At 72.2% G+C, this 26,550-nt stretch carries 30 protein-coding genes; 20 read left to right on the top strand and 10 right to left on the bottom strand.

Annotated elements, in window-relative coordinates; genetic code table 11:
• Positions 1–40: 40 nt before the first annotated feature.
• The 4 genes from ACH4XV_RS23440 to ACH4XV_RS23425 all read right to left on the bottom strand — a co-directional run bounded on the left by ACH4XV_RS23440 (position 41) and on the right by ACH4XV_RS23425 (position 7,142).
• Positions 41–3,496 (bottom strand): M28 family peptidase, encoded by a 3,456-nt coding sequence (locus ACH4XV_RS23440; protein ID WP_395792782.1) that lies wholly within the window; start codon positions 3,494–3,496, stop codon positions 41–43.
• A gap of 251 nt (positions 3,497–3,747) precedes the next feature.
• Positions 3,748–5,298, bottom strand: a complete 1,551-nt coding sequence (locus tag ACH4XV_RS23435; protein ID WP_395792780.1) for a M4 family metallopeptidase — start codon at positions 5,296–5,298, stop codon at positions 3,748–3,750.
• A gap of 225 nt (positions 5,299–5,523) precedes the next feature.
• Complete coding sequence (locus ACH4XV_RS23430) at positions 5,524–6,234, bottom strand: ABC transporter permease (protein ID WP_395792778.1); 711 nt, start codon at positions 6,232–6,234, stop codon at positions 5,524–5,526.
• Positions 6,231–7,142, bottom strand: a complete 912-nt coding sequence (locus ACH4XV_RS23425; protein ID WP_395792776.1) for an ABC transporter ATP-binding protein — start codon at positions 7,140–7,142, stop codon at positions 6,231–6,233. The genes ACH4XV_RS23430 and ACH4XV_RS23425 overlap by 4 nt, the downstream gene beginning before the upstream one ends.
• Positions 7,143–7,271: 129 nt before the next feature.
• Between ACH4XV_RS23425 and ACH4XV_RS23420 the strand changes: the two genes are divergently transcribed.
• From ACH4XV_RS23420 to ACH4XV_RS23410, 3 genes are read left to right on the top strand one after another with little or no spacing between them, the layout of a single operon-like run.
• Positions 7,272–8,396 (top strand): sensor histidine kinase, encoded by a 1,125-nt coding sequence (locus ACH4XV_RS23420; RefSeq protein WP_395792774.1) that lies wholly within the window; start codon positions 7,272–7,274, stop codon positions 8,394–8,396.
• Positions 8,393–8,998 carry a DNA-binding response regulator gene (locus ACH4XV_RS23415; protein ID WP_126638649.1) on the top strand — a complete coding sequence of 202 codons (606 nt, stop codon included), beginning with the start codon at positions 8,393–8,395 and terminating at the stop codon, positions 8,996–8,998. Before ACH4XV_RS23420 ends, ACH4XV_RS23415 begins: the two co-directional genes overlap by 4 nt.
• Positions 8,999–9,020: 22 nt before the next feature.
• A complete protein-coding gene (locus tag ACH4XV_RS23410) occupies positions 9,021–9,509 on the top strand; it encodes a hypothetical protein (protein ID WP_395792772.1) in 489 nt (162 codons plus the stop codon).
• A gap of 31 nt (positions 9,510–9,540) precedes the next feature.
• Here ACH4XV_RS23410 and ACH4XV_RS23405 read toward each other — a convergent pair whose 3' ends face one another.
• The 5 genes from ACH4XV_RS23405 to ACH4XV_RS23385 form a co-directional block, all read right to left on the bottom strand.
• On the bottom strand, positions 9,541–9,774 hold the full coding sequence (locus tag ACH4XV_RS23405) for a DUF2795 domain-containing protein (protein ID WP_126638651.1): 234 nt from the start codon (positions 9,772–9,774) through the stop codon (positions 9,541–9,543).
• Positions 9,775–10,046: 272 nt separating this feature from the next.
• Positions 10,047–10,607 (bottom strand): hypothetical protein, encoded by a 561-nt coding sequence (locus ACH4XV_RS23400; protein WP_395792770.1) that lies wholly within the window; start codon positions 10,605–10,607, stop codon positions 10,047–10,049.
• Positions 10,607–11,527 (bottom strand): zinc metalloprotease HtpX, encoded by a 921-nt coding sequence (gene htpX / locus ACH4XV_RS23395; RefSeq protein ID WP_395792768.1) that lies wholly within the window; start codon positions 11,525–11,527, stop codon positions 10,607–10,609. The genes ACH4XV_RS23400 and htpX overlap by 1 nt, the downstream gene beginning before the upstream one ends.
• A gap of 143 nt (positions 11,528–11,670) precedes the next feature.
• A complete protein-coding gene (locus tag ACH4XV_RS23390; RefSeq protein ID WP_395792766.1) occupies positions 11,671–12,453 on the bottom strand; it encodes a hypothetical protein in 783 nt (260 codons plus the stop codon).
• A 321-nt stretch (positions 12,454–12,774) separates the two neighbouring features.
• Positions 12,775–13,386: a TetR/AcrR family transcriptional regulator gene (locus tag ACH4XV_RS23385; protein ID WP_395792764.1), complete on the bottom strand. Its 612-nt coding sequence runs from the start codon at positions 13,384–13,386 to the stop codon at positions 12,775–12,777.
• 219 nt (positions 13,387–13,605) lie between these two features.
• On the opposite strand from ACH4XV_RS23385, the gene ACH4XV_RS23380 reads away from it, so the two are divergent.
• The 10 genes from ACH4XV_RS23380 (at position 13,606) to ACH4XV_RS23335 (ending at position 20,579) form a co-directional block, all read left to right on the top strand.
• Positions 13,606–14,040 (top strand): hypothetical protein, encoded by a 435-nt coding sequence (locus tag ACH4XV_RS23380; RefSeq protein ID WP_395792762.1) that lies wholly within the window; start codon positions 13,606–13,608, stop codon positions 14,038–14,040.
• A 95-nt stretch (positions 14,041–14,135) separates the two neighbouring features.
• Positions 14,136–14,372: a hypothetical protein gene (locus tag ACH4XV_RS23375; RefSeq protein WP_395792760.1), complete on the top strand. Its 237-nt coding sequence runs from the start codon at positions 14,136–14,138 to the stop codon at positions 14,370–14,372.
• 182 nt (positions 14,373–14,554) lie between these two features.
• Entirely contained in the window at positions 14,555–15,553 is a 999-nt protein-coding gene (locus ACH4XV_RS23370; protein ID WP_395792758.1) for a metal ABC transporter substrate-binding protein, read from the top strand.
• Between the two features lie 55 nt (positions 15,554–15,608).
• Positions 15,609–16,373: a metal ABC transporter ATP-binding protein gene (locus ACH4XV_RS23365; protein ID WP_395792756.1), complete on the top strand. Its 765-nt coding sequence runs from the start codon at positions 15,609–15,611 to the stop codon at positions 16,371–16,373.
• A gap of 6 nt (positions 16,374–16,379) precedes the next feature.
• Positions 16,380–17,252: a metal ABC transporter permease gene (locus tag ACH4XV_RS23360; RefSeq protein WP_395792754.1), complete on the top strand. Its 873-nt coding sequence runs from the start codon at positions 16,380–16,382 to the stop codon at positions 17,250–17,252.
• On the top strand, positions 17,249–18,097 hold the full coding sequence (locus tag ACH4XV_RS23355) for a metal ABC transporter permease (protein ID WP_395792752.1): 849 nt from the start codon (positions 17,249–17,251) through the stop codon (positions 18,095–18,097). The genes ACH4XV_RS23360 and ACH4XV_RS23355 overlap by 4 nt, the downstream gene beginning before the upstream one ends.
• Before the next feature lie 117 nt (positions 18,098–18,214).
• Positions 18,215–18,721, top strand: a complete 507-nt coding sequence (locus ACH4XV_RS23350; RefSeq protein ID WP_395792750.1) for a SigE family RNA polymerase sigma factor — start codon at positions 18,215–18,217, stop codon at positions 18,719–18,721.
• Complete coding sequence (locus ACH4XV_RS23345; protein ID WP_395792748.1) at positions 18,705–19,085, top strand: hypothetical protein; 381 nt, start codon at positions 18,705–18,707, stop codon at positions 19,083–19,085. Before ACH4XV_RS23350 ends, ACH4XV_RS23345 begins: the two co-directional genes overlap by 17 nt.
• Before the next feature lie 94 nt (positions 19,086–19,179).
• Complete coding sequence (locus ACH4XV_RS23340; protein ID WP_395792746.1) at positions 19,180–19,944, top strand: maleylpyruvate isomerase family mycothiol-dependent enzyme; 765 nt, start codon at positions 19,180–19,182, stop codon at positions 19,942–19,944.
• A gap of 212 nt (positions 19,945–20,156) precedes the next feature.
• A complete protein-coding gene (locus ACH4XV_RS23335) occupies positions 20,157–20,579 on the top strand; it encodes a CBS domain-containing protein (RefSeq protein WP_395792744.1) in 423 nt (140 codons plus the stop codon).
• Positions 20,580–20,677: 98 nt separating this feature from the next.
• Here the strand turns inward: ACH4XV_RS23335 and ACH4XV_RS23330 are convergent, their stop codons facing one another.
• A complete protein-coding gene (locus ACH4XV_RS23330) occupies positions 20,678–21,544 on the bottom strand; it encodes a universal stress protein (RefSeq protein ID WP_395792742.1) in 867 nt (288 codons plus the stop codon).
• A gap of 285 nt (positions 21,545–21,829) precedes the next feature.
• On the opposite strand from ACH4XV_RS23330, the gene ACH4XV_RS23325 reads away from it, so the two are divergent.
• The 7 genes from ACH4XV_RS23325 to ACH4XV_RS23295 all read left to right on the top strand — a co-directional run bounded on the left by ACH4XV_RS23325 (position 21,830) and on the right by ACH4XV_RS23295 (position 26,511).
• Positions 21,830–22,342 carry a methylated-DNA--[protein]-cysteine S-methyltransferase gene (locus tag ACH4XV_RS23325; RefSeq protein ID WP_395792740.1) on the top strand — a complete coding sequence of 171 codons (513 nt, stop codon included), beginning with the start codon at positions 21,830–21,832 and terminating at the stop codon, positions 22,340–22,342.
• Between the two features lie 43 nt (positions 22,343–22,385).
• Positions 22,386–22,868, top strand: coding sequence for an RNA polymerase sigma factor (locus ACH4XV_RS23320; protein WP_395792738.1), 483 nt, complete (start codon positions 22,386–22,388; stop codon positions 22,866–22,868).
• A gap of 4 nt (positions 22,869–22,872) precedes the next feature.
• A complete protein-coding gene (locus tag ACH4XV_RS23315; protein WP_395792736.1) occupies positions 22,873–23,526 on the top strand; it encodes a methylated-DNA--[protein]-cysteine S-methyltransferase in 654 nt (217 codons plus the stop codon).
• An 84-nt stretch (positions 23,527–23,610) separates the two neighbouring features.
• Complete coding sequence (locus ACH4XV_RS23310; RefSeq protein WP_395792734.1) at positions 23,611–24,069, top strand: hypothetical protein; 459 nt, start codon at positions 23,611–23,613, stop codon at positions 24,067–24,069.
• Between the two features lie 165 nt (positions 24,070–24,234).
• Complete coding sequence (locus ACH4XV_RS23305; RefSeq protein ID WP_395792732.1) at positions 24,235–24,666, top strand: GNAT family N-acetyltransferase; 432 nt, start codon at positions 24,235–24,237, stop codon at positions 24,664–24,666.
• 214 nt (positions 24,667–24,880) lie between these two features.
• The gene (locus ACH4XV_RS23300; protein WP_395792952.1) at positions 24,881–25,126 is read left to right on the top strand and encodes a DUF5999 family protein; all 246 of its coding nucleotides are present in this window, start codon (positions 24,881–24,883) and stop codon (positions 25,124–25,126) included.
• 233 nt (positions 25,127–25,359) lie between these two features.
• Positions 25,360–26,511, top strand: a complete 1,152-nt coding sequence (locus tag ACH4XV_RS23295; protein WP_395792730.1) for a type III polyketide synthase — start codon at positions 25,360–25,362, stop codon at positions 26,509–26,511.
• Positions 26,512–26,550 lie beyond the last annotated feature (39 nt).

Genomic DNA, 26,550 nt, shown 5'->3' with positions numbered 1-26,550 from the left:
CGGGGCGGTCACTCGTGGTGCGGTGCCTTTCGGGACGGGGTCAGGAGATCGAGACGTCGTCCACGTAGAACGTGGTCGCCGCGGACTCGTCCTCGGAACCGGAGAACTGGAGGCTGACCGTCTGGCCCGCGTAGGCGCTCAGGTCCACGGTCTTCTGCACGTAGGTACCGGTCGCGTTGGCGTTGGAGTAGGTGGCCAGCGTGGTGCCGTTGATCTGGACACCGAGGGTGTCGTAGACGGTGTTCCCGACCTCCTCGGTGGTGATCTTGACCCACACGCGCAGCGTGGCGTTGGCCGGGATGGTGATGTTCTCCTGGCTCAGGGTTTCGGTGGCGGTGCTGCCGTAACCCATCATCCAGGCGTACCAGCCACCGCTGTGCGGGGTGGCCTGCGTGCTGTTGGTGATGTCGTTGGCGCTCTGCGTCCAGTTGGCGGTGCCCTGCTCGAAGCCGCCGTTCTGCAGCGAGTTGCCCGGGTTGACGGTGCCGACGGTCAACGTGTAGGTCGTCGCGTGCTGGACACTGCCGGTGCCGGTGATGGTGATCGGATACGTACCCGTCGCGACGTTGGCCCCCACCTGGAAGGTCACCGTCGAGGACGCGCCGGACTGGACCGACGTCGGGTTGAAGGTCACGTTCACGCCGGTCGGCGCGCCGGAGGAGGTCAGGTTCACCGTCTGCGGGTTGCCGCTGGTGGTCTGGGTGTTGACGGTCGCGGTGGTGTTGCCGCCCGGCTGGGTGCTGCCCGAGTTCGGGCTGACGCCGACCGAGAAGTCGTTGCCGGGGTTGCCGCCGCCGACCGCGGTCTTCCAGATGGTGTAGGCGACGCCGTCCGCGCTGCGGTCCAGAACCGTCGCGTTGATGTTGGAGGAGGTGTCACACGCGGAGTGGTAGCAGGAGTCGTAGGACTGGTTCGCCTGTCCGCCCCACTTCTGCGCCTGTGCGGAGGTCTTGACCGCGTCGGCACCGGCCGCGTAGCCGGAGGTGGGGATGCCGCCCTGCTGGAAGGAGTAGTCGTCGGAGCGGCCCTGGCCCTCGACGTTCTCCTCGGGACGCAGGTTCAGCGAGTCCCAGTAGGCCTTCATCGGGGCGGCGGTGGCGGAGTTGATGTTGTTGATGAAGTAGCCGCCGTTGGGCGAGCCGACCATGTCGAAGTTGTAGTAGCCCTTGATCGCGGTGCGCTGGGTGGAGCTCAATTGGCTGACGTAGAACTGCGAGCCCTGGAGGCCCTGTTCCTCGCCGGCCCACCAGCCGAACCGGACATGCTTGGTCAGGTTCGGGTTGGCCTGCGCGAGGACGAGCGCGTTCTCCAGGAGGGTGGCGGAGCCGGAGCCGTTGTCGTTGATGCCGGGGCCGGCCTGGACGCTGTCCAGGTGGGCGCCGAACATGACGGTGGAGTCGGCGGGGCCGCCGGGCCAGTCGGCGATCAGGTTGTTGGAGCGGTAGGTGCAGGAGGTGCAGGTCTGCTCGGTGACCTGGTAGCCGGCCGCCTGGAGCTTACCCTTCACATAGGCCAGCGAAGCGGTGTAACCGGCGCTGCCCGCACGGCGGTTGCCACCGTTCTGGGTCGCGATGGTGTTCAGCTGGGACAGGTGCGCCTGCACGTTCGCGACGCTCACGTCGGGTATCGGGGAGGACGTGCCGCTGACCGTCAGGGTGTACTGCGCGGTGTGTGTCGCGCCGGTACCGGTGCCGGTCACCGTGATCGTGGACGTGCCCGCCGTGGCGGCCGAACTCGCCGACAGGGTCAGCGTGGAGTTGCCGCCGGACTGCACACTGGCCGGGTTGAACTGGGCGGTCACACCGTTCGGCAGACCGGAGGCGGTCAGGTTGACCGTCTGCGCCTGGCCGCTGGTGATGGTCGTGGCCACCGTGGAGGTGACGGACGCGCCCGGGGCCACCGTGCCGGCGGTCGGGTTGAGGGTGATCGAGAAGTCGTTCTGACCCGGGCCGGGGGTGCAGGTCGGGTCACCGGTCTGCGCGGGCACGCTGATCGCGTCCCAGGCGGCCTTGGTCTTGGTGAACAGCGCGCAGGTCGCGTCGAGCGTCTTGGCCGAGCTGAGTGTGGCCGTGCGGTACTTCTTGTAGGTCATGCCGCTGGTCTTGAGGAGCATGCCGCCGTAGAAGACCTTGCCGGCCTGCTGGATGCCGACCCCGGTGAGGGTGCTGTTGTTGCAGGTCGGGCTGGTCGGCTTGCCGCCGCCCGGGTTGGTGCCCTCGGCGAGCAGGTAGAACCAGTGGTTCAGCGGTCCGGCCGCCGCGTGCTCCTCCGTGTTGGGAATCGAGGAGCTGTAGCAGTCCGGGTCGCCGTTGGTGGACGGCTTGTACATGTAGCGGATCGGGCCCTGGCCCACGAGGTTGACGCTCTCGCCGACGGTGTAGTCGGGGACGTCGTAGGGGGAGGGCTCGTTGGTGTACGCCTCGGTCAGCGCGCCCATGATGTCGCCGGTGGCCTCGCCCAGACCCGGTTCGGTTCCGGCGCCGCCGGGGGTGAACTGGTCGATGCCGTGGCCGAATTCGTGGCCCACGACGTCCATCGAGCCGATCCACTGGTTGGCCTGGTTGTGGCCGATGGAGATCGACGAGCCGTCCCAATAGGCGTTGACGTCGTTCAGGCCGACCTTGACCGGCCAGCTGCCGCCCGTGCCGTTGTGGCCGTTGCGACCGAGCCAGTCGCGGAGCATGTTCCATTCCTTCTGCGCCGCCCAGAAGACGTCGGCGCAGCCGGTTTCCTTGCTCGACGCCTGGCCGTTGCCCCACGAGTCCGAGGACTTGGAGAAGACCTGGCCGGTCGAGTAGTCGGCGCAGGTCAGGCCCGGCCGGTTGGGGTCGCGCAGGGAGTACGTACCACCGGAGTTGGTGGTGTCGATCGTGAGCGGGCTGGGGCCGTTCCACTGGCTGTTCGCGCTGCCGGCCTTGACGTCGTCGACCTGGTCGAGCACTGTGCCCGTGCTCGCGTCCACGAACACGTGCAGCCGGCTGGGCGCGGTCGCGGTCCTGCCGATCAGCACGGTTTCCCAGGCCAGCGCGCTCTTGCCGTCCTTGACCCGGACGACCAGGCGGTGCGAGTCGACCCGGTCCACGCTCGCCAGCCTGGTCCTGGACGTGGCCTCGGCCGCGCCGGCGGCGATGGTGGGCGTGGTCGGTGCGGAGATGCGGGCGTCGGTGGACGACTGGGTCGCCCGTACCCGGCCCTTGCCGTCGGCCATCACCACGGCGTCCGCGCCGACGACCGGCAGGCCGCGGTAGGTGCGCTGGTACGCGACCGAGTACAGGTCGTTGATCCACGGGGTGACGGCTTGGCGCTGGTACTGCTCGTCGGGACCCTTGGCGAGGGTGTCGAGGCCGCTGGAGACGGCACGGTCGGCGGCGGAGACCGCCAGTTCCTGCGAACTGGGCTGCGGCGGGTCGGCTGACGCCGGCTGGGCCGCCACGCCCACGGTGAGGCCGGTGAGCATGGCCAGAACGGTTCCGGCCGTGGTCATTCTTCGATTCATCGAGGCTCCTCGAGTGGGAAGGCAGACCTCGACCACGAATCCGGCTTGGACCGCGCGCCTCGTGAGCGCCGCGGTCGACCGTGCAGGCCGGGGTTCGTGCCCGAGCGAGCGAAACACTCACACGGACACAAGGGCCGCGCGAAGGGCTCTGGCGAGGCCAGCAAATACTGGCGAAATAGCCGTCGCTCGGGGCCTGTTGCGGTCGTGGCGTCCGAGCCTCGGTGGCGCGGGGCCCGGACGCCGGGGTGGAGTCAGGGGCAGAGCGGTTCCGCCGCCTGGGGCGGGACGTTGACCGCGCTCCACGCCGCCCTGGTCGCCTTCCAGGTGACGCAGGTCGGGTCGAGGACCTTGGCCGCACGGACGGTGATCACGCGCAGCTTCCGGTAGTCGGTGCCGGCCGGTCGCATCAACAGGCCGCCGTAGAAGACCTTTCCGGCCATCTTGATGCCCACGCCGGTGACCGTGGAGTTGTTGCAGGTCGGACTGTTGGGCTTGCCGCCGCCGGGGTTGGAGCCCTCGGCAAGCAGGTAGAACCAGTGGTTCAGCGGGCCGGACGCCTGGTGCTCGTCCGGCGGCATCGTCGAGGAGTAGCAGTTCGGGTCGCCGGTCAGGGAGGGGTTGTACATATACCGCAGCGGCCCGCCGCTGCCCATGTCGACCATCTCGGCGACGGTGTAGTCCGGGGTGTCGAACGGCGCCGGTTCGTTGGCGTAGAACTCGGTGAGCGCCCCGAAGATGTCGCCGGTGCCCTCGCTGAGGCCGTACTCCTTGAACGGGTAGCCCGGGGTGGCCGCGTCGACGAGATGCCCGTATTCGTGGCCCACGATGTCCATCGCGCCGAGCCACTGGCCCCTGACGTCGTGGCCGATGAACACCTTGGAGCCGTCGGAGTAGGCGTTGACGTCGGGAAGACCGACCACGACCGGGAGCGTGCGGCCGTTGCCGTTGTGCCCGTTGCGGCCCAGCCAGTCGCGGAGCATGTCCCATTCCTTCTGCACCGCCCACATCGAGTCGACGCAGCCGGTCTCGATCGTGGTCGGGTCCGCGTTGCCCCAGTCGTCGACGGTCTTGGTCAACACTCCGGCGTTGTACTTGGCGCAGCTCAGCCCCGGGCGGGTCAGGTCCTGCATGAAGTAGGTGGAACCGCTGGAGGCGGTGGTGATGGTGATCGGGTTCGGGCCGTTCCACTTGCTGTGCCCGGTGCCGGCGCGTACGTCGTCGAAGGTCGCGGCGTCGAGCACCGCACCGGATCGGGCGTCGACGAACACGTGCAGCCTGCCGGGCGTGTTCCCGACCCGGCCGGCCAGTACCGTCTCCCAGGCCAAGTGGGCGGCGTCGGGCCCGAGTCGCACCACCAGGCGGGGCGCGTCCGCCCTCTCCACCTCGGTCAGCCGGGAACGAGCGCTCGCCTCGGCCGTCGCGGCGGGCACGGTCGGCTCGGTCGGTACGTCGATGCGCGGGCCGTCGGCGGTCTCCACGGCCCGGATTCGGCCGGTGCCGTCGGCCAACACGGCGGCGTCGCCGCCGACCACGGGCAGGCCGCGATAGGTGCGGGTGTAGGCGATCGAGTAGAGGTTGTCGAGCCAGGGCGTCACCATGCCCCGTCGGTACCGCTCGCCGGGTGCCTTGGCGAGGTTGCCCGAGTCGCCGGCGACGGCGCGGTCGGCCGCGTCGATCGCGGCGGCGCGGGCGGCGGCGGGGGAGTTCGGTGGCGGGGTCGCGTTCGAGGGTGTGGTGGTGCCGATCACCAGGCCGGCCAACAGGGCCAGGACCGACCCGACCGTCGGCGTTCTGCGATGCATCGAGGCTCCTCGGGGGAAGACGGGCCGCGACGACGAAACCGATCGCCGGCGCGCCGGGTTCGTCGCCCGAGCGAGGAACACCCTGGCACCGGAACGGTTCTGCGGCAACGAAGGCCGAAAAATCGGCACATTCTGGCTAGTTATGGGAGCGGAGTGGGCGATGGGAGCACCCCGGCCGAGGTCCGCCCGATGCCGGGGCCCGCCCGGTGCCGCAGCATGCTCTGCTCAGTGCCGGGGCTCCCAGCGGAACAGCCGGATGCCGAGCACGGCGCCGATCAGCGTCCAGGCCGTCACCGACGCCAGCGCCAGGAACGCGGCGCCCACGCCCATCCCTTCCCAGGCCCCGGTCACGAGGTCCACCACGCCGTCGCCGGGGACCAGGTAGCCGAGCCATTGCAGGTTTTCCGGGGCGCGGTCCTGTACCAGCAGGCTGCCGCCGATGGCGACGACCAGGAACGGCATCGTGGTGATCTGCGCCTGCTCCGCCGACGCGGTGAACGCCGAGGTGGCCATCGCGACCCCCGTACACATCAGCGCCCCGCTCACGATCGCCAGGACGAGCAGCGCCGGGTTGTCGGGCGCGGACAGATCGGTGCGCGACAACACGGCAATCAACACCACGATTTGGCCGCACGTGACCACGATCGCCGGCAGCACCAGCCCGACGATGACCGACGCGTCGGGGTCCGCGCCGCTGCGCAGACGTTTGAGGAACAGGTCCCCCCGCCGGGCGGCGAGCGTGGTGGCGAGTGTCGCGTGCACCCCGATCAGCAGCATGAACAACACGGAATGCGCGACCGTGTCCGGCGTCGGCGAGGCCAGCGCGGTGAACGCGACGAACAGCGGCAGCAGTACCACCGTGGCCGCGACCGCCTTGTTGCGCAGCATGATGCGCAGTTCGGCGGCGGCCACGGCCCGCCACGCGGTGCCCTTCACGCGGCCACCCCCGTCGGCGCGGGGCCCGCGACGGCCCGGAAGACGTCGTCCAGCGTCGCCGGCCGGGTCACCAGGCCGCGCAGCCGCACGCCGCGCGCGTCCGCCCAGGCGAGCAGCGTCGCCATGGCGCGCTCCGGCTCGTCGGTGGTCACGGTGACCCGATCCCCCCGACTGCCGGCCACATCCACCGCGAGCGGCAGATCGGTCGCGGCGGGTCCGTCGGGCAGGTCGAAGGAGATCCGCGCGGGGTACGGGGCGAGCAATTCGGCCAGCGTGCCCTCGACCGCGATCCGACCCTCGCGCATGATCGCGATCCGGTCGGCCAGCGTGCTCGCCTCCTCCAGGTAGTGCGTGGTCAGCACCACCGTGGTGCCGCCCGCCGACAACTCGCGCAGCAGATCCCACAGGAGATCGCGCGTCTGCGGATCAAGGCCGGCGGTCGGCTCGTCGAGGAACAGCAGTTCCGGCCGTCCGTACACCGCCATCGCCAGATCGAGCCGCCGCCGCTCGCCGCCGGACAACCGATCCACCCGGACGTCGCGCCGCCGGGTCAGCCCGAGCCGGTCGATCAACGCCTCGTCGTCGTCCTCGCGCCGGGCGACCCGCCCCCACAACCGCAGCGTCTCGATCGGCGTCAACTCGGCAGCGAACCCCGACTCCTGGAGCATCATCCCGGTCCGCAGCCGCACCGCCGTCGAGCGCGGATCGCCGCCGAGCACCCGCACCGACCCCGAGGTCGGCCGGCGGTGGCCCTCCAGGGTCTCCAGCGTGGTGGTCTTGCCCGCGCCGTTGGTGCCCAGCAGGGCGTATACCTCGCCCCGCCGCACGTCGAGGTCGATGCCGGAGACGGCCTCGAAGCCGCCGTACGAACAACGCAGTCCGCGTACTTCGATCATCGTCGCATCCATGACCCCAGCGTGTGCCCGGCCATCCGCGCTCGGTAGTGGCCCGGTGTCCGCTCTCCGGCTGACAAATGTCATGCCCGCCGATGACCGATCACCGCGAGCGAGCCTCGGCCGCACACCTACGCTGGGCACATGGTCTCCTCCACGATGCGGCGGGCACGCCGGTTCACCGCGTGGTCGCTGCTGTCGGCCGTGGTGCTGGTCCCCGGCATCCCCGCGGTGCTCGCGGTGGTCGAGGCGGCCCGCGGCGACAACGGATGGCCGTTGGCCCTGGCCGCGGTCGGCTGCTGTGGCCTGTTGTTCGCCACCGCCCGGCACTGGGCCGGCACGCCGCCGCGCGGCCTCCTGGTGGCGACCTGCGCGGTGGCCCTCGGGGTCTCCGCGGCGGCGCTGGCCCACGACGTGATATTCCCCTGGCCGATGCCGCTCGCCACTGCCGTGGGACTTCTGACGATGTACGCGCGCGGCCGTCGGTGGCGGGTCCTGGCCGCGGGCCTGTCGGTGGTGGTGGCGCTGCCGATACTCCTCGGGCCGTCGCCGAGTAAGGCTCCGGATCAGACGATCGGCGCCCTCGTCGTCACCGCCAGTGTGACGGTGACCTGCGTGCTCAACGACTGGGTCTGGCGCCAGTTCGTCGAACTCGACGACGCGCGCCGGATCGCGGGGGAGTTGGCCGTGGCCAACGAACGGTTGCGGTTCGCCGCGGATCTGCACGACATCCAGGGCCATACGCTGACCCTGATCGCGGTCAAGAGCGAACTCGCCCGGCGGCTGGTCGAGATGGACCCGTCGGCCGCCGCCGCGCAGATGGGCGAGGTGGAGGCGCTGGCCCGCGAGGCGGTGACCGACACCCGGGGCCTGGTACACGGCTACCGCGAGGTGTCCTTCGCCGCCGAACTGGCCAACGCGGCGGCGGTGCTGACGGCGGCCGGGATCGAGTGCCACTACGCGAGCCCACCACCGCTGCCGGACCGCGCCGGTACGCTGTTCGGCCTGGTGGTGCGGGAGGCCACGACCAACATCCTGCGGCATTCGGCGGCCACCACCGCCTCGATCGACGTGTCCGCCGACGGCCGGCGGCTCACCATCCGCAACGACGGCGCGACACAGGGGAAGCGCCCGGGCGGCACCGGCCTGGCCGGCCTGGACGCCCGGCTGCGCGGCCACGGCGGCGAGTTGCGCGCCTCGGCCGGCCTTGGCGTCTTCGAGGTGGTGGCCCGACTCGATGTCGCCGACCGTACGGAGGCCCCCGCGTGATCCGCCTGGTGCTGGTCGAGGACGAGGCGATGTTGCGCGGCGCGCTGGGCCAACTCCTGGACCTGGAGCCCGACCTGACCGTGGTCGCCCAGGCCGCCGACGGGACGGCCGCGATCGCCGAGGCCGCCCGGCACGTGCCCGACGTGGTGGTGATGGACCTGGAGATGCCCGGCGGCCCCGACGGTCTGGAGGCGGCCGGCCGCATCCTGGCCGGGCGCCCCGACACCCGGATCGTGCTGGTCACCCGGCACGCCCGCCCCGGCGTGCTCACCCGCGCGCTGCGGGTGGGCGTACGCGGATTCGTGCCCAAGTCGCGGCCGGCCGCGCATCTGGCCCAGGTGATTCGCGACGTGCACGCGGGACACCGCCACGTGGATCCGGAGATCGCGGCGGCGGCGCTGGTACTGGACTGCCCGTTGTCCGAGCGCGAGTTGGACGTGTTGCGGCTGACCCGGGAGGGGTTGAGCGTGCGCGACATCGCCGGCCGGGTGCACCTGGCCGCCGGGACGGTACGGAACTACCTGTCCTCGGCGATGATCAAGGTGGGTGCCCCGAGCCGGCACGCCGCGGCCCGCTACGCGGTCGAACGCGGATGGTTGTGACGGCCGTGGTGGGGGATCGACGGTGACCGGCCGGGAATCGCCCGACGCGGCGGCCTTCGAGCCGGCCACCGGCGCGGAAGCCGTACCGGTGGCGGGCACTCCGGAGCGCGCGGCGGCCGTGCGGGACGCGTTCGAGGCGCTGCTGCGGATTCGCGACGTGGTGAACAGCGGCGCCGACGACCCGCGCGCGACGCCGGCCGAGTGGGAGCGGGTGCGGATGGTGCGTGCCGTCGCGCTGACCCTCGAGGCCGCCGGCGTACCGCCGTCCGCCCTGGACGCGCGCGCACAGCGCACCGCCACCGGGTACTGCGTCACCGCCGGCGACCACCCCCGGGTGGTCCGGGTCGAATGGCTCGGCCCGCGCGGCAGCGGCGCCGGTCACGAGGCGGAGCGGGCGCTGCACGGGTGTGCGCGGGTGTTGGGCGAGCTGGGCTGGGTGGTGCTGGAGTACCGGGGCAGGGGTGGTCGGCGGTATCTGGAGGTGGAGGCCCCGGCGACGATCCGGCGGTGAGGCGATCCGGCGGTGAGCCCGGTCCGTGCCCTCACAACCCCGGATCCAGGCCCGCGTGCCGACCACACAGGGCCATGCAGACCTGATTGGGACCCTCGTATGCGCGCTCCGGCAGGGCTGCCAAGGCCCGAGCCACCCAGACCGCGGCTCCGTTGATCGTGGCCGCCGCGCTCAGCGCCGCCGGGCGGGCGGGGAACCGCACACCGAACATCGCGCAGTGCAACTCCTCGGGATCCACGGTCGTCGATTCGCCGATGCTCCTCATGGCTCCTCCACACACGTCCGCCCGACCGCGGGTGCGCGACGACCGACGGCCGGTGTCGCTGCGCACACCGGGGCCGGTCTCCGTGTCGCCCTCGGGGTCGCGCGTCGACACGAAGAGCCGCCGGTCGGACGAGCACGAGGTGGTTGTCGCGGCTCGGGAGCCCGGTGTGGCGGCAGCTTGTGGTTTCAGAGCTATAATACGCCGCCCGCGCGCCGATGGGGGATCACGATCCGGTCGGATGTACCCGGCGCGGAACCGCGCCGGCCGGCTGCTCACAGCCCCGGGGCGCCCCACACCGGGAACCACCGGGACAGGTCGGATTCGAGCCGCAGATCGTCGGTCACCGCCGCGCTCACCTGCAGCTCCAACGCGCTGTCCCGCTTCTCGTGCCCGCCCGGCACCGGGGCGAACGGATAGAAGGTGCCCCGCTTGTACAGGTAGACCAGGGCGAGCCGGCGGCCGTCGGGATGCCCGAACGCGGCCAGGGAGCAGAGCAGTTGCGGACCGAAACCGCCGTCCTCCAGCGCCGAGTTGATCGCGTGCAGGTCGGTCACCAGCGAGCCCGTGTCCTGTGCCGGCCGCTCGGCGAGCAGCCACGTGTATCCGTAGTCGTCCCGGCTGCTCCGCAACCCGTCGAGCAGCTCGTCCAGCTCGCGCAGCACCCGGTCGAACGTGCCGCCCTCGACCGTGGCGAAACACACCGACCCGGCGCCGGTGGGCCGGAAGCCGGCCGCCGCCTCCAGCGTGATCGCCGCCGAGGGCAGGCCGAACAGCTGGTCGAGATCGGGCTTGACCGCCCGGCTCCGGCCGAAGAGCGAGTCGAACAACCCCATCAGGCGGCACCGCCGAGTTCGGCGCTGATCCGCGCCAACTGCTCCAGCCGCCGTTCCAGGGTCGGGTGGGTCGCGAACAGGTTGGCCAGGCTGTCCTTGGAGGCGATCGCCGGTGCGAAGAAGAACGCGTTGAACGGCTCGGCCCGGCGCAGGTCCCGGGTGGGAATCCGGGCCATGGTGCCGCTGATCTTGGTCAACGCGGAGGCGAGTACGGAGGGCCGCCCGGTGAGCAGCGCGGCCGAGCGGTCCGCGCACAGCTCGCGGTAGCGCGACAGGGTCCGGATCAGTACGAAGCTCAGTGCGTACACGGCCACGCTCACCGCGGTCACCACCAGCATCAGGACCGCCGTGTTCTGGTCGCGGCGCATCCCGCCGAAGAGCCCGAACTGCACACCGACGCGGGTGAGCAGCCCGGCCAGGACGCCGAGGAAGGACGCGATCGTCATCACCGCGACGTCCTTGTGCGCGACGTGCGACAGCTCGTGCGCGAGTACGCCCTCCAATTCGGCGGGCTCCAGGCGGCGGAGCAGCCCGGTGGTGGTGCACACGACCGTGTTCTTCCGGTTGCGGCCGGTGGCGAACGCGTTGGGCACGTCGGAGTCGGCGACCGCCACGCGCGGCTTGGGCATGTCGGCGAGCGCGCACAGCCGGTCCACCGCGCCGTGCAGTTCCGGCTGCTGCTCGGGAGTGACCTCGCGGGCACCCATCGCGAACGCGGCGAGTTTGTCGCTGAACCAGAACTGGGCGACGAACACGCCGCCGATCAGGACGACCGCGATCGGCCAGGCCCGGCCCAGGACGACCACGAGCGTGCCCACGAAGACCACGTAGAGCAGGCCGAGCAGGAACATGGTGGCGAGCATGCGGCCCACCAGGCCGCGGTCGGTGGCGAATCGGGTGCCGGCGCTGGTCCTGGTCATCGATTCCTCCCTCGTGGGGGGACCTGGTGGCGGGCCTCGTGGGTGGCCCGAGGGAAGCGCTCAAACGGATGAGAAGCCAACGAATCGGGCGCCACTTCGATTCTGCCTCGCCGGCGGGCGCGGTGGGCGTGCCGGCGAGGGGTTCAGGTGCGGAATCCGAGGTGGACGTGGTCGTGGTGGGTGTCGTCGCTGAAGAAGGCCGCGCCGGAGAGTCGGTACGGGCCGCCGACGTTGTACGAGCCGGCCGCCTCGCCCGCGCGCATGAAGCTCTCGACCAGGGATCGTGGGGTGGCCGGATCCACGATCGCCCGGCCGTCGACGCGCCACACGTCCACCGCGCGGCCGACGGGGTGGTCGCTGGGACGGCTGGTGCCGAAGACGTAGATCGGGTGTCCGGAGCGCAGGATGCTCACGTCGACGGTGTGCTGCTCGGCGAGTGTTTCCAGCGCGGTCAGTACGGATGTGTGGATGGTGCCGGCGCGCAGATCGGCGGTCGCGGCGGGCGGCAGCGTGATGCGCGGGTCGGCAAGGACGCGGTTCTCCTGGGCGGAGGGGGTGGCGGCGGCCGTTCCCGGCGTCGAGGGGTGCAGGGCGGTGACCGTCCAGTCGGGCTGGGCCCGGCTCAGTCGTACGTCGACGGTTACGCCGTCGGCCACCATGGTCCCTTCCGCGCTGCGGATCCACGAGCGGCAGACGACCAGGACACTGGCGGTGTTGTCGAGGATGCCGCCGTACTGGGCGTCGACCACCTCGATGACGGCCTCCGGCGCGTCCGCGAGCAGTGGCCCGGCCTGGTCGGCGAGGGCCGGGGCGTATCCCAGGGCGGCGATCCGGGTCCGCGCGGCGGCGACCCCCTGTTCGCCCGGCGGCCACGCGCCGAGCGCGGACACCAGGGTGACCGCCCGCTGCTTCACGTGGGGTTGCACGTCGCCGGGGTTGGGCGCCCAGGCGGTGATTACGGGCAGTGAGGGAGGGGCGGCCGGCGGGGTGCCGGTCGTGGCCGGACTCGGGTTCGCGGTCGGGCTCCGGCTCGGCGGGCTGCCCGAGGGCGTCGGTTCGGTGTGCCGACTTCCCGACGACGAGCAACCGGTCGCTGCCGCGACGATGCCGAGTACCACCGCGCGCCGTCCCGGAACAGACGTTTTATCCACCCAGCCACGATAGGCCGCGCGCCTGTCCGCTTCGGGCGACCCGGTGCCGTGTCGGGCCGACCTCGGACGGCGTCGGGTCTCGCGCGCGGGTGTCGGCTACGACGCCGGTACGGGTGCGTCCGCCGGCGGCCGGACCAGTATCCCGGCCAGCAGGGCGTCGAGGTAGCGGGCGGCCAGCTCCGGATCGTCGCGGTCGGGGGAGTGGCGGACGGCGAAGCCGAGGCCGTAGAGCAGGAGCAGCAGGTCGGCCGGTCCCAGCGGCGGGCGCAGCACCTCGGCGTCGGCGGCACGGGCGAGCAAGTCGCCGGTGGCGCGCAGCAGTTGGCCCCGAAGGTCCAGCGTCTCCGGAGTGGCCGCGCCGGAGTCGGAGGCCGCGGCGGCGAAGGCCTCGTCCTGAATGTAGGCGTCCAGTGCGTCGCCGAGGAAGGCGCGCAACGCCTTTTGCGGGTCGGGCAGTCCGGCCGCCTCGCGGGCCTGCCGGACGAGTGCGGCGAAGCGGTCGGCGGCCAGTGCCTCCAGCAGCGCCTCGGGGGTGGGGAAGTGCCGGTAGACGGTGCCGACACCGACATCGGCGGCCAGGGCGACCGCGTTCAGCTGCGGCGGCCTGCCCCCGCGCACGAGCACCCGCGCGGCGTCCATGATGCGCCGCCGGTTGCGGGTCGCGTCCTTGCGCCGTGTGGGGCGATGAGGGGAGGCCGTGTCGTCCATGCGCGCGACGTTATCGGCAAAGCGGATGAGTAGTCCATTAGGAGGATTCATCCGTTTACTGGAGCGGCGGCGCCTCGAAGGGCCGGAATGTGCTCGCCGCTTCGGGGCGGCCGAAAGGGTTCGCCGGATCGGGTGAAGTTTCGGGGTTCTCGGCCTTGCCGGCGTGCCCGTGGCCGGAATCGGGGGTTCTCTCGGAGGGCGGTTCCGAAGGAGGTCACGATGGCGCGCGTCACGGCCGGTGGTGCTGTGTCGCGGCACGGCGTGCGCCCAGGCCCTGCCGGACGGGGCCTGGTGGTCGTACTCGTGGCGCTGCTGGCCCTGTTGCACGTGGCGCACGGCGCCGGCGCCGCAGTGCGCGTCGGTGGGTGGGATCCGGATCGGTGTGCCGCCGGTACCACCCGGTACACCGCCCCCGTCGACGCCGAGGACACGCCTGCGGAGGACTCGGGCGGTCGGCCCGGTCCGGCGGATCCGACCGGCTGTACCCCGCCCGGCCTCCGGCCGCGGTCCCCGTCCGACGCCGCGTCGAGCGCAACGTCGGTCGGCAGGCGCGGACTTCGGCCCGCCGACCCGGACGCGTCGGCCGCCCGTACCGGGTCGAATCCGATGGTGGGGCCGGCGACACCCGCGCGGACCGTGGTCCTGCGCTGCTGAGCGGGCACCGCCGCCCCGCCGTCGCCGCAGTGGGCGATCGGCCGGGCCGGCGTGCCGATCCGATTCCGCAGCCCGCGAACACGGGAGATTCCGCCATGCCCTTCGACGTCTACCTGCTGATGAGCGCCCTGGTCCGGGCCGAGGCCGCCCGCGCGGCGGCCGGTGCCCGGGCCCCGGAGCCGCCGCCCGCCAAGACCCCGACCGCCGCGACCCGGCCCCCGGTTGCCGACCCCGTGGCCGCCGACCCACCCGGCGCCCGCGCCGAACCCGAGAGGATCCCGGGTGTCCCGGGCCCCGACCACGACCCGACCGGTGTGACCCCCGGGCGTTGATCCCTGCCCCGTGGCCCCCGGCATGCGCGTTCAGGGGGCCACGGGGCGCCCTGATTCGACCGACCGCGCCCCCATGCCCCCGCCTGGACACCTTCCCGCCAGATGATTATGGTTTTCATTATCGAGACGTCGACGCGGCACCCGCCGATCGACGTGGACCCACCCCTGCCTGGAGACATCCCATGCGTATATCCGTCCGTGCCGGCGCCGCCCTCGCCGCCGGCGTCCTGAGCACCGGCGCCCTCGCCGCGTGCGGTTCCGACGACAAGGACGCCGAGGACGGCAAGCGGACCGAGGCCGCTCCGGTGGCCAACGCCGGTGCACCCGCCGCCGGTTCGGGGCCGAAGGTCAAGGTCGTGGCGACCACCACCCAGGTCGCGGACTTCGTCCGCAACGTCGGCGGCGACCGGGTCGAGGTGACCCAGTTGATCAAGGCCAACGCGAGCGCACACGAGTACGAGGCCACCCCCGCCGACCTGAACGCCATCCGCGGCGCCAAGCTCGTCGTAGAGAACGGCGTGGACATGGAGAAGGCGTGGCTGCCCAAGGCGGTCCAGGCCGCCGGCTTCACCGGAAAGGTGGTCGACTCCTCCACCGGCGTACGGCTGCGCAAGGGCGAAGCCGGCTCCGACGGAGAGGAGTTCGACCCGCACATCTGGCACGACCCGACCAACGCCAAGGTGATGGTGGCCAACATCGGCCGCGCCCTGAGCACCGCCGACGCGGCGAACGCCAAGGTGTACGAGAACAACCTCGCGGCCTACACCGCCAAGCTCGACGCGCTCGACGCGGACACCCGGGCCAGGATCGACGGCATCCCCGCGGCCGATCGTAAGTTGGTCACCAACCACGACGCGTTGGGCTACTACGTCGACCGCTACCGGCTGGAGTTCGTCGGCTCGATCATCCCCGGCTTCGACGACCAGGCCGAACTCTCCGGCAGCCGAATCGACGAGATCGTCGGCAAGATCAAGGCCACCGGCGCCAAGGCCGTGTTCGCCGAGAGCGCGCTGCCGCCCAAGACCGCCGCGACCATCGCGCGGGAGGCCGGCGTCAAGATCGTCGACGGCGACGACTCGCTCTACGCCGACTCGCTCGGTGTCCCCGGCTCGGCCGGCGAGACCTACCTCGGCGCGGAGAAGCACAACACGGACACCATCGTCGCCGCGCTGCGAGGGTGACGATGATCGACCGCAGCGCCACCACCATCGCCGTCACCGCGCCGTGGGCCCGGCCATGACCGACCCCGCTCCCGACCCGATCCGCTTCACCGCCGCGACCATGGCCTACACGCGCGCCCCCGTCCTGGAAGGCGTCGACGGCCGGGTCCGCGCCGGTGAGGCGGTGGCCCTGATCGGCCCCAACGGCGGCGGCAAGACCACCCTGATCAAGGCCGTGCTCGGCCTGGTCCCGGTGATCGCGGGCACGGTGACCGTGGCCGGCCGCCGCCCGGCCGAGGCGCGCGCCCGGGTCGGCTACGTACCGCAGGCCGCGAGTCTGGACCCCGAATTCCCGGTCACCGCCCGCCAGGTGGTGATGATGGGCCGGCTGCGGCTGATCGGCAGGTGGCGCCGACCCGGCCGGCGGGACCGGGCGGCCGTCGACGACGCGCTGGCCCGGGTCGGCCTCGCCGACCGCGCCGGCGCCCGCTTCGGCACGCTGTCCGGCGGGCAGCGCCAGCGGGTGCTGCTGGCCCGCGCGTTGTCCCCGGACCCGCCGATCCTGCTCCTGGACGAACCCTTCAACGGTGTCGACGCGGTCAGCCAGGACGCGCTGATCACCGCCCTCACCCGGGCCAAGAGCACCGGCACGGCCGTGCTGGTGAGCACCCACGACCTCGGCCCGGTCCAGTGCTTGTGCGAACAGACCTGCCTGGTCAATCGCCGGCAGATCGCCTTCGACCGGACCGAACTGGCGCTCACCCCCGACCTGTTGCGCGCCTGCTACGGCGGACGGGTGGTCGACCTCGACGCCGGCCGACTCGTCGTCACCCGAGGCTGACCGGCCGTGGACACCGCACTGCTCCTGGAACCCTTCCGCGTGCCCTACCTGACCCGGGCCCTGATCGAACTGACCATCCTGGGCGTACTCTGCGGCACCGTCGGCACGTTCGTCGCGCTGCGCCGCCTCGAATTCGTCGCCGACGCGCTCACCCACACCGTCTTCCCCGGCGTGGTGATCGGCTTCGCCCTCCGGGGCGCGACCGGCATCCTCACCGGCGCGCTGATCGCGGCCGGCGTCACCGCCTGCGCCCTGACCCTGCTCACCCGCCACCGCCGCACCGGCGACGACACCGCGCTCGCCATCGTGCTGACCGCGATGTTCTCCATCGGCGTCCTGGTCGTCTCCCGCAGCCACTCCTACTCCGCCGACCTCGAGACGTTCCTGTTCGGCCAGGTCCTGTACACCTCCCGCGCGCAGATCACCGAAACCGCCGTGGTGGCCGTGCCCTGCCTGGCCGCGCTCGCCCTCCTGGGCCGCGAACTCGTGCTGCGCGCGTTCGACCCCGACGCGGCCCGAGCCGCCGGCCACCGGGTCGGCGCGCTGGACCTGGCGCTGAACCTGATCGTCGCGCTGACCGTGGTCGCCGCGGTCCGCACCGTCGGCACCGCGCTGATCCTGGCCCTGCTCGTACTCCCGGCGGCCATCGGCCGCACCCTGGGCCGCCGCCCGGCCCACCTCGCGCTGATCGGCTCGATCGCCGCCGTGGTGTGCGGCTACCTCGGCCTGACCATCAGCTACACCGCCTCCGTCGACCACGACCTCGCCCTGCCCGCCGCCCCCACCGTCGTGCTCACCCTCGTGGCCGGGTATCTGCTCGTCCTCGGCGCGTGCGGCGCGGCCCGGCTGCGCCCCACCCGCTTCCGGAGTCCCCGATGACCTGGTTCGACACCTACACCCACCGCGCCTACGCCGAGGCGGTCATGGTCGGCCTCCTGGCCGGCGTCGTCGGTGTCCAGGTCGTGCTGCGCAAACTCGCGTTCCACGCCATGGCGACGACCCACGCCACCTTCCCCGGTGTGGTCCTCGCCTCGATCCTGGGCATCGACATCTACCTCGGCGGTACCGCGTTCGGCGTACTGCTGTCCGTCGCGGTCCTCGCGCTGACCCGGCGCCCGGGCCGGACCGCGTCCGGGGCGATCGGCGTGGTCCTCGCGGCCGGCTTCGCCCTGGGCGCCGTCCTGGTCGCGGCCGGACCCGCGAGCGATCGCAAACTGTCCGCCTTCCTGGTCGGTTCCATCGTCACCATCGACACCCACGACCTGGCCGTCACGGCCGCCGTCGGGACGGTGATCCTGGCGCTGCTCGCGGTGTTCGGCCGCGAACTCGGCTTCGCGGCCTTCGACCACGACGGAATGCGGGCCGCCGGACACCCGGCCCTCGCCCTCGACCTGCTGCTCCTGCTGATCGTGCAGGCGGTCGTGGTGGTGCTCACCCCGGCGGTGGGCGTCATGCTCACCCTGGCCCTGCTCGTGGCACCGGCGGCGAGCGCCCGGTTGTGGACCGACTCGCTGCGCCGCACCGGCGTACTGGCCGGCCTGCTCGGCGTCGGCAGCGCGGTCAGCGGCCTGGAACTCTCCCGGCACTACGACGTGGCCGCGGGCGCGACCATCGCCCTCGTGGCGGCGGCCGGCTTCGTCGTCTCGCTGCTCGTATCCCCGCGACACGGCGCGCTCGGCCGGCTCCTCGACCGCCGCCCGGGAACGGCGACCGCGCCGGCCTGAGCCGTCCCCGGGAGACGCCGTGGTGCAGGTCACCCGATTTCCCCGGCTGCACGCGTCGACCGAAACTTGGTCCGCGGGCGTATATCCGCCGAGTCCGAAACAGAGCCGGGGGAGTCGTTGACCGTCGAGGAGTTCGAAGAGTTCTACGCGGCTGCCGTCGGCCGACTCACCGGTCAGCTCTACCTGATGCTCGGCGATCGGCACGAGGCCCAGGACGTGGTCCAGGAGGCGTTCGTCAAGGCGTGGAGCAGACGCGGACAACTCGACCGGCACGGCAATCCGGAGGCATGGATCCGGGTGGTCGCCTGGCGGTTGGCGGTGAGCCGTTGGCGCGGTAGACGGCGCACCGACGACGCGTGGCGGCGGCACGGCGCACCCCTCCAGGCCCCCGGGCCCGAACCCGGCATGGTCGTACTGGTTTCGGCGCTGCGGGAGTTGACCCCGAAGCAGCGCCGGGTGATGACCCTGCACTACGTCTGCGACCTGACGGTGGAGCAGATCGCCGCCGAGACCGGCATGGCGAGCAGCACCGTCAAGACCCACCTGGTGCGCGGACGTGTGGCCCTCGCCCACCTCCTGCCCGACCCGTACGCAGAGGAGTCCCCCGGTGCCGGAGCCTCATGAGTCGTCGAACCCGCCCGTCCCGCCCCTCCCGCAGCCGGATCCGTTGCGCGCCGCGCTGCTGGAGGTCGCCGTCGACGGGAGCCGTCAGGCCGCACCCGCCCCCTTCGCCACGATCCGGCGCCGCGGTGACCGCTTGCGCCGCCGCCGGATGGCCCTGCTGGGCGCCGCCGCGTGCCTGGTCCTCGGCGGCACCGCGACCCTCGCGACGGTGCTGATCCAGGACGACCCGACCCCGTCGCCCCCGGCGGTATCGCCCGTCCCGGTGCCCTCGGAGTCACCGGTCCCCACCCCCATGGGCACCGACGCGACACCGACGCTGTACACCGCCCCGTCGAACCGATCCGCCACCGACCCGACCGGCTGACCCCGCCCGCCGAGCAGGTCGACGACCGGATCGTGCTCGCGGCGCCGAGCTCGAACGGGCGCGTAGGGGTGGGGGGTTGTGTTGAACTGTGGGCATGGAATTCTCCCGACTGCTCGACTGTCTCGCGGCCGACTTCGCCCGCCTCCGGGCCGTGTCGGCGACGGACCCCACGGCCGGTGTGCCGACCTGCCCGGGCTGGACCGTGGCCGACCTGACCCGCCACGTCGGCGAGGTGTACCTCCACAAGGCCCAGGCCATCCGCGAGGGCGCCGAACCCGACCCGTGGCCGCCGCAGGAGGCGGCGAAGGAGGACCCGATCGCGCTGCTCGACCGCGCGTACGCCGACCTGCGACACGAGTTCGCCGGCCACGGCCCGAAGGATCCGGCCGGATCCTGGTACGCCCCGGACCCGACCGTCGGCTTCTGGATCCGGCGGATGGCGCAGGAGACGGTGATCCACCGGATCGACGCCGAACTCGCCGCCGGGGAGCCGATCGCCGAGATCCCCACCGACCTCGCGGTGGACGGCGTCGACGAGTTGCTGAAGGTGTTCGTGGCGTACGGCGTCGCCGAGTGGGGCGACTACTTCACCGGCGTCCTGGACGAATCGCCGGGCCGCACCTACCTCGTGCGCGCCGACGAGACGGCCTGGCGGGTATCCACCGGACCGGGCCTGTTCCGCGTCGAGGACGGCGCCGGCACCGGCCCGGCGGACGTGACCGTGAGCGGGCCGTCGGCGGCGGTGCTGCGCCGGCTCTGGAACCGGGAGGAGGCCGACGCGACGAGCCCGGTGACGGTTGTGGGCGCCCCGGAGGCGGTCGAGGAACTGCACCGCTGCATCGTCGTCGCCACCCAGTAGCGCGGATCGTGCCGAGTCCGGGGTACGCCGGCGCGACACTCCCGCACGGGACGGGTGTGGTGCCGGCGCGGGATCCATACGCAACGGATACGTGTACACACCCGAGTGGCCGACGAGGAGTGCGGCGGAGACGATGAAAGGAGCGTGTGCGGGCTTCGCCGCGCGGTTTCGGCCGCCGCCGTCGGCGGCGGATATCCGGAGAGGTACACACCATGACCATGGCCAGGGACATCATGCACGAGGGCGCGCAGTGGATTTCGCGGACGGAGACGTTGGATCGGGCGGCCCAGTTGATGCTTCGACTCGACGTGGGCTCGTTGCCGGTCGCCGATGCGAACGAACGACTGTGCGGCATCGTCACCGACCGCGACATCGTCACCAAGTGTGTTGCCCTCGGCCACGATCCGGCCCAGGTGACGGCGGGCGACCTGTGCGAGGGCACACCGCGCTGGATCGACGCCGAGGCGGACATCGGAGAGGTGTTGCACGAGATGCAGGAGCACCGGATTCGGCGACTTCCGGTGATCGATCACAAGCGCCTGGTCGGCATGATCAGCGAGGCGGACCTGGCCAGGCACCTGTCGGACGAGCAGATGGCCGCCTTCGCGGAAAGCGTGTACGCGGCGTCGCGTTAGTCGCTCGTCACCAATCTCGACGGCCGTTCCCCGCAGCCCGGTTCGATCTCCCGGGGCGCGGGGGACGGCCGTTGCGCGTGGGCCGGGCGCCGACTCGGTCATTGGATGGGTACCACGCCCACCGGACACCGCGCGTGGTGCAGGACGGCGTGCGTGGTCGGGCCGAGCCGCATCGGCAGGTGGCCGCGCCTGCGGTGCGCGGCGACCACCACGAGGGCGCTGTCGATCGAGGCGTCGACCAGGTCGCGGCCCGCCGTTCCGTTCATCACCACGGTGTCCACGGGCAGTTCGGGATCCTCGGTACGGATCCTGCCGAGCACCTTGTCCACCATCCTGATGCGCTCCGCCCGGACCGCCTCCACGTCGATCATGTTCGGCAACACCAGGCTCGGCGCCAGGCCGGTGACCGGGAGCGCCCACGAATGCACGGCGCGCAGTCCGCCGCCGAGGCGCCGCGCGTGGTCGGCCGCGAAGTCCGCGGCGGGGCCGTCCTCGGGGCCGCCGACGCCGACCACGACGCCGCGCGCGTCCTCGGCCGCCGGGGTGTGTACGACGACCACCGGACAACTGCTGTGCGCGCACACCCGCAACGACACCGAGCCCAGGAGCAGCCCGGTGAAGCCGCCGTGCCCACGACTGCCGACCACGATGGTGTCGCACCGGGCACTCGCGGCGAGCAACGACTCGGCGCTGTCGCCCTCGCGGACCGAGGTCTCCACGGCCGGTGCGGGAATGTCCGCGCGGATCCGCGCGGCGGCGGTGTCGATCAGCGCGTGGGCGCGCTCGCGGACCTCGGCGCGATGCTGATGGCCGAGCCCGCCGACCGGTACCGCGGTGACGATGTACAGCGGCACCCGGCGCGCGGCGGCGTCCCGCGCGGCCCAGTGCAACGCGTGCTCGGCCGCGGCCGAACCGTCGTGACCGACCAGGACCCCGAGACCGGCTTCGCTGTGTGGCGACGACATGGCACTCACCTCTAGAGGGCATCCATCCGTTTCATACCCGCTCAGACAGGTAGCGAGTTCCACCCGGCTGATGCCCGCTCAGACAGGTAGCGAGTTCCACCCGGCTGATGCCCGCTTCGATGGGCCGAGTTCGACGAGATCGACCCGGGACCTCACATTCGGCCGCGTCCACGCGTCTACCCGATACCGAGTCGACACGGGCCGACACACACCGGCACCGGCAGACGCCGACACAGGGCCGCGGGCCGCACGCGGCAGCCGTACATCGCAGAGGAGACCGGCATCATGGACACCCGCCACGCGCTCGTGGACACCTCCCTGGGCGCACTGACCGTGGTGGCCGCGGACGACGCCGTCGTCGGGCTCTACTTTCCGGGGCACTGGTATCTGCCACCCGAGGAGAGCCTGGGCCGCCGGGTCGAGCACCACGACGACCCGCTCCTGGCCCGGACCGCGGCCCAACTGGTCGAGTATCTGGCCGGCGAGCGCACCTTGTTCGACGTGCCGACGGCCACCCACGGCGACCCTTTCCAGGAGCAGGTGTGGGCGATGTTGCGGGAGATTCCGTTCGGCGAGACCACGACCTACGGAGCGCTCGCCGAGCGGCTGGGCAACAAGGCGCTGGCCCAGTCGGTCGGCCAGGCCGTCGGGCACAATCCGATCTCCATCATCGTCGCCTGTCACCGGGTGGTCGGCAGCGACGGCAAGCTCACGGGCTTCGCGGGCGGTCTCGCCCGCAAACGTACGCTGCTGGACCTGGAGGAGTCCGACGCGTCGAAGGCGGCCCGGCTGTTCTGAGCGCCCGCCGGGCACGGGAGCGACGCCGCACGGGATCGGGGAGATGAAGCAACCTTTCGAACGGGTCGTCGACGAACACGGGGACACCGTCCTGCGGGTCTGCCGGGCGATCGTGGGCGTGCACGACGCCGAGGACGCCTGGTCGGAGACCTTCCTCGCTGCCCTGCGCGCCTACCCCGACCTGCCCGAGGACGCCAACGTGCAGGCCTGGCTGGTGACCATCGCGCACCGCAAGGCCATCGACATCACCCGCGCTCGGCGGCGGCACGCGGTGGTCACCGACGACCTGCCCGACCGGCCGTCGACCATCGGCGTGCCCGGCTCGGTCGACCACGAGTTGTGGGACGCGGTCAAGGCACTGCCGCCCAAGCAGCGCCGAGCGGTGGCCTACCACCACTTCGCGGGCCTGCCCTACGCGGCCATCGCCGAGATCGTCGGCGGCACCCCGGCGGCGATCCGCCGCGCCGCGTCCGACGGGATCAGGGCGCTCCGCGCCGCGCTGTCCGCACCCACCCCGAAGGAGTAGCACCGTGATCGACACCCGCACCGACGACCCGGACGCCTCCGCCCTCCGCGCCCGCGCCGTTTCGGGCCCGGACACCCTCGATCGGCTGCACGAGCGGCTGGTGGCCGCCGCGAGTCGGGACGGGCTCGTGGACGTGGCCTACACCAGCGTGGATACCCCCGTCGGATCACTCCTGCTGGCCGCGACCGGGACCGGCCTGGTCCGGGTCGCCTTCGAGAGCGAGGACCACGACCTGGTCCTGGACACGCTGGCCGGCCGGCTCGGCCCGCGCGTGTTGCGCGCGCCGGCCCGCCTGGACCGCGCGGCCCGCGAACTCGACGAGTACTTCGCCGGCACCCGGACACGCTTCGACCTGCCGCTCGACCTCGCGCTGTCCCGGGGTTTCCGGCAGCTGGTGCAGCGCCGGCTCGCCGAGATCGAGTACGGGGACACCTGGAGCTACGCGCGGGTGGCGCGCCTGGTCGGCAACCCCGGCGCGGTCCGCGCGGTGGGTACGGCGTGTGCGACCAACCCGCTGCCGATCGTGCTGCCCTGCCACCGGGTGCTGCGGGCCGACGGCGCCCTCGGCGGCTACGCCGGCGGCCCGGCCCGGAAGTCCGCCCTGCTGGCCCTGGAGGCCGGCGGCCGGATCGGGGCCCGGTCCGGCGACACCGGCTAGCCGGGGATCCCGAACGCCACGATCGGGGCCCGGAGGGAGGTTTCGGGCGAGCCGGTTACGACATGTCGACATACAGTGACTTTCATGGACGATTTCTTCGGCGTGCCGGGCAATGAGGCGCCCGGGGACGCGGTGCGCGAGTTGGCCGAGCAGACCACCCGCCCGAACTGGGTCGAGCCGGATCCCGCGACGGACCTGGTGCCGCGCCTGCGGGTGGCCTGTGACCTGCCCGGTTCGCCCTGGCGGTTGCGCGGGACCACGCTCCTGCCGGGCGGCATCCTCGCCGTCGACGTCGAGCACGCCCGCCCCCGCAGCCCCCGCCTCCTCGCCGACGCCATCGAGCTGCTGGCCGGCGTCGCCGGCCCGGCCTTCTTCGTGCACCACACCGACGCCGCGACCTTCGACTGCGTCACCGGCACCCTGCGCAGCGACACCCCCGGCCCCGGCCGAGGCCACCTGCTCCGGCTGCGCCTGGTCGCGCCCGGATCCGACGGCACGCCCACCCTGCGGGCCCACGCGGAAGCCCTGATCCCCGCGCCCTGATTCCCGCGCGTTGAGCCGGCCGCCGAAACCGCGCGGAAGCCGGGCGGGACACCCGGGACACGCGGGACACCGGCACTCCGGGCACGGTGCCCTGCGTTGCCGAACTGCCGCCCCGGGCCCGGATATCCGGTGGTCCGACGGCGGCGGGGCTGGTTGGATCCGGGGATGAACAGTCACTTCCCCGAGGGCTACGAGGTGTCCACCGATCCGACGCGGCTCGACGTGGCGACAATCCACCGATGGTTGTCCGAGGACGCCTACTGGGCGCTCGGCCGGCCGCGCGAGAAGCTGGAGCGGGCGATCGCCGGCTCGCTCAACTTCGGGGTGTACGACGTCGCTTCCGGCGCCCAGGTCGGCTACGCCCGGGTGATCACCGACCGGGCCACCTTCGGCTGGCTCTGCGACGTCTACATCGATCCGACGGTGCGCGGCAAGGGCCTGGGTACGGCGCTCACGATCGCCGTCCGGGACGAGTTGGCGCCGGACGGGCTGCGCCGGATCATGCTCGCCACCGCCGACGCCCACGGCGTGTACGCCAAGGTGGGTTTCCGGCGGCCGGCCTCGACGGACACGTGGATGGTGCTGGGCGAGCAGTGACCCCCGCGCCACGCCGGCCCGCCCGGCCCGCGGCGGGCGGCCCCGGTCCGGGCGGGACACGGCCGGGCCGGCGGGGGGCCGCAGGCTCATTCGTTCGGGACACCGCCGGGCGCACGGTAGGTGCATGACTTACCAAGGCGACACGATCACGCGGGAACTCGACGACCCGCTCCCGCTCTCGGCACCCGAAGCATCCCTCGGAAGGACCAGGATCATGTGCCGGCACATTCCCACCTGTCCCACCGCATCGGCCCCCGATCACCTCGCGGCCCACGTCGTCACCAGCCACCCCGAGCAGGGGTGGAGCCTGCTGTGCAACGGGGTGGTGATCTTCGAGGACACCGGCGCGCTGCTGCCCGACGGTGTCGTCGAGGCACCGCACCGGCCCGACCCGGAAGGAGCGTCCGCCGACGGGCCCGCCCGGGTTCCGGCGCAGCGCCGACTGGAAACCGCCGGGTAGGCGGGCCGACCGCACCGATACCCACAGAGGACCGCACGCCCCGCGCGTGCGGTCCTCTTCGTGTGCGCCCGGGGAGGCGCGGCGGGTGCTCCAAGGGGTGTGACCGCTTCCTTCGGTCCCGAGGTGTTCCGGGACTCGGGACGGGACTTCGGCCTCAGGTGATCGGGACCCGGGTGCGCCGAAGGTTGTGGACACATCGCCCCGCAGTTTCGAACGGTAGAGAGAGGCACCCCGTGAGTACTCTGTGCCGGCCCGCCGTGGCCGTCCCCGAGAACACCGTCACGCTGGACGAGTCGATCGACATCGCCCGCCGGCTGCATGCCGACAACCCGCGGCTGCCGCTGGCGCTGCGGCTGATCGGCAACACCGGCGTCCGCAAGCGACACCTTGTGCAGCCGCTCGAACAGACCCTGCGGCACCCGGGTTTCGAGGCGCGCAACCTCGTCTACGAGCGGGAGGCCAAGCGCCGGGTGCCGCCCGTGGTCTATCAGGCGCTGGCCAACGCGGAGTTGGGCGTGCGGGACATCGATCTGCTGATCTACGTCTCGTGCACCGGCTTCACCATGCCCTCGATGACCGCCTGGCTGGTCGAGGCACTGGGCATGCGCTCGGACACACGCCAGTTGCCGATCGCCCAGCTCGGGTGTGCGGCCGGTGGCGCGGCGATCAATCGGGCGCACGACTTCTCCACCGCCTACCCCGACGCCAACGTGCTGATCGTGGCCTGCGAGTTCTGCTCGCTGTGCTACCAGCCCGACGACGACGACATCGGCTCGCTGCTGTCCGACGGTTTGTTCGGCGACGCGGTGGCGGCGGCGGTGGTGCGCGGTTCGGGTGGTACGGGGGTTCGCCTGGAGCGCAACGCCTCCTACCTCATCCCGCACACCCAGGACTGGATCTCGTACGCCGTCAAGGCGACCGGTTTCCACTTCCGGTTGGACAAGCGGGTGCCGGGCACGATGGAGCCGCTGGCGCCGGTGATCGCCGATCTGGTGAGCCGACACACGTGGGACGCCTCGGCGTTGGACTTCTACGTCGTGCACGCCGGCGGCCCGCGGATCCTGGACGACCTGAGCCGATTCCTCGGCGTCGACAAACACGCGTTCCGGCACAGTCGGGCCACGCTCACCGAGTACGGGAACATTGCCAGCGCGGTGGTGTTCGACGCGCTCGACCGGCTGTTCGCCGAGGGTGAGCCGAGTGTCGGCGGGCGCGGCATCGTGGCCGGATTCGGCCCCGGGATCACCGCCGAGATGGCGCTCGGTACCTGGACCCGCGGCGCGCCGCCCGTCGAGCACCGCCGGCGCGGGCGCACCCGGGGCCGGGTCACCGGGCAGCGGTCCGCGCCCGTGCACTCGGCGGTCTCGCCCGTGCGGCCGGGATGAGGCCGCCGAGCCGACCGTCCGCCAGATCCGAACACCGGG

Origin of the sequence: Embleya sp. NPDC020630, from assembly GCF_044334985.1 — a bacterium.
Taxonomy (GTDB): domain Bacteria; phylum Actinomycetota; class Actinomycetes; order Streptomycetales; family Streptomycetaceae; genus Embleya.
This window is presented reverse-complemented; position numbering and strand designations above follow the sequence as displayed.

Bases quoted from the DNA above. Each gene is read 5' to 3' on its own strand.
- ACH4XV_RS23385 (WP_395792764.1), bottom strand. From the start codon at position 13,386: ATGGACGACACGGCCTCCCCTCATCGCCCCACACGGCGCAAGGACGCG.
- htpX (WP_395792768.1), bottom strand. From the start codon at position 11,527: ATGACCAGGACCAGCGCCGGCACCCGATTCGCCACCGACCGCGGCCTG.
- ACH4XV_RS23420 (WP_395792774.1), top strand. From the start codon at position 7,272: ATGGTCTCCTCCACGATGCGGCGGGCACGCCGGTTCACCGCGTGGTCG.
- ACH4XV_RS23425 (WP_395792776.1), bottom strand. From the start codon at position 7,142: ATGGATGCGACGATGATCGAAGTACGCGGACTGCGTTGTTCGTACGGC.
- ACH4XV_RS23370 (WP_395792758.1), top strand. From the start codon at position 14,555: ATGCGTATATCCGTCCGTGCCGGCGCCGCCCTCGCCGCCGGCGTCCTG.
- ACH4XV_RS23440 (WP_395792782.1), bottom strand. From the start codon at position 3,496: ATGAATCGAAGAATGACCACGGCCGGAACCGTTCTGGCCATGCTCACC.
- ACH4XV_RS23400 (WP_395792770.1), bottom strand. From the start codon at position 10,607: ATGGGGTTGTTCGACTCGCTCTTCGGCCGGAGCCGGGCGGTCAAGCCC.
- ACH4XV_RS23305 (WP_395792732.1), top strand. From the start codon at position 24,235: ATGAACAGTCACTTCCCCGAGGGCTACGAGGTGTCCACCGATCCGACG.
- ACH4XV_RS23320 (WP_395792738.1), top strand. From the start codon at position 22,386: ATGAAGCAACCTTTCGAACGGGTCGTCGACGAACACGGGGACACCGTC.
- ACH4XV_RS23340 (WP_395792746.1), top strand. From the start codon at position 19,180: ATGGAATTCTCCCGACTGCTCGACTGTCTCGCGGCCGACTTCGCCCGC.
- ACH4XV_RS23375 (WP_395792760.1), top strand. From the start codon at position 14,136: ATGCCCTTCGACGTCTACCTGCTGATGAGCGCCCTGGTCCGGGCCGAG.
- ACH4XV_RS23335 (WP_395792744.1), top strand. From the start codon at position 20,157: ATGACCATGGCCAGGGACATCATGCACGAGGGCGCGCAGTGGATTTCG.
- ACH4XV_RS23330 (WP_395792742.1), bottom strand. From the start codon at position 21,544: ATGTCGTCGCCACACAGCGAAGCCGGTCTCGGGGTCCTGGTCGGTCAC.
- ACH4XV_RS23405 (WP_126638651.1), bottom strand. From the start codon at position 9,774: ATGAGGAGCATCGGCGAATCGACGACCGTGGATCCCGAGGAGTTGCAC.
- ACH4XV_RS23325 (WP_395792740.1), top strand. From the start codon at position 21,830: ATGGACACCCGCCACGCGCTCGTGGACACCTCCCTGGGCGCACTGACC.
- ACH4XV_RS23355 (WP_395792752.1), top strand. From the start codon at position 17,249: ATGACCTGGTTCGACACCTACACCCACCGCGCCTACGCCGAGGCGGTC.
- ACH4XV_RS23435 (WP_395792780.1), bottom strand. From the start codon at position 5,298: ATGCATCGCAGAACGCCGACGGTCGGGTCGGTCCTGGCCCTGTTGGCC.
- ACH4XV_RS23310 (WP_395792734.1), top strand. From the start codon at position 23,611: ATGGACGATTTCTTCGGCGTGCCGGGCAATGAGGCGCCCGGGGACGCG.
- ACH4XV_RS23300 (WP_395792952.1), top strand. From the start codon at position 24,881: ATGTGCCGGCACATTCCCACCTGTCCCACCGCATCGGCCCCCGATCAC.
- ACH4XV_RS23365 (WP_395792756.1), top strand. From the start codon at position 15,609: ATGACCGACCCCGCTCCCGACCCGATCCGCTTCACCGCCGCGACCATG.
- ACH4XV_RS23380 (WP_395792762.1), top strand. From the start codon at position 13,606: ATGGCGCGCGTCACGGCCGGTGGTGCTGTGTCGCGGCACGGCGTGCGC.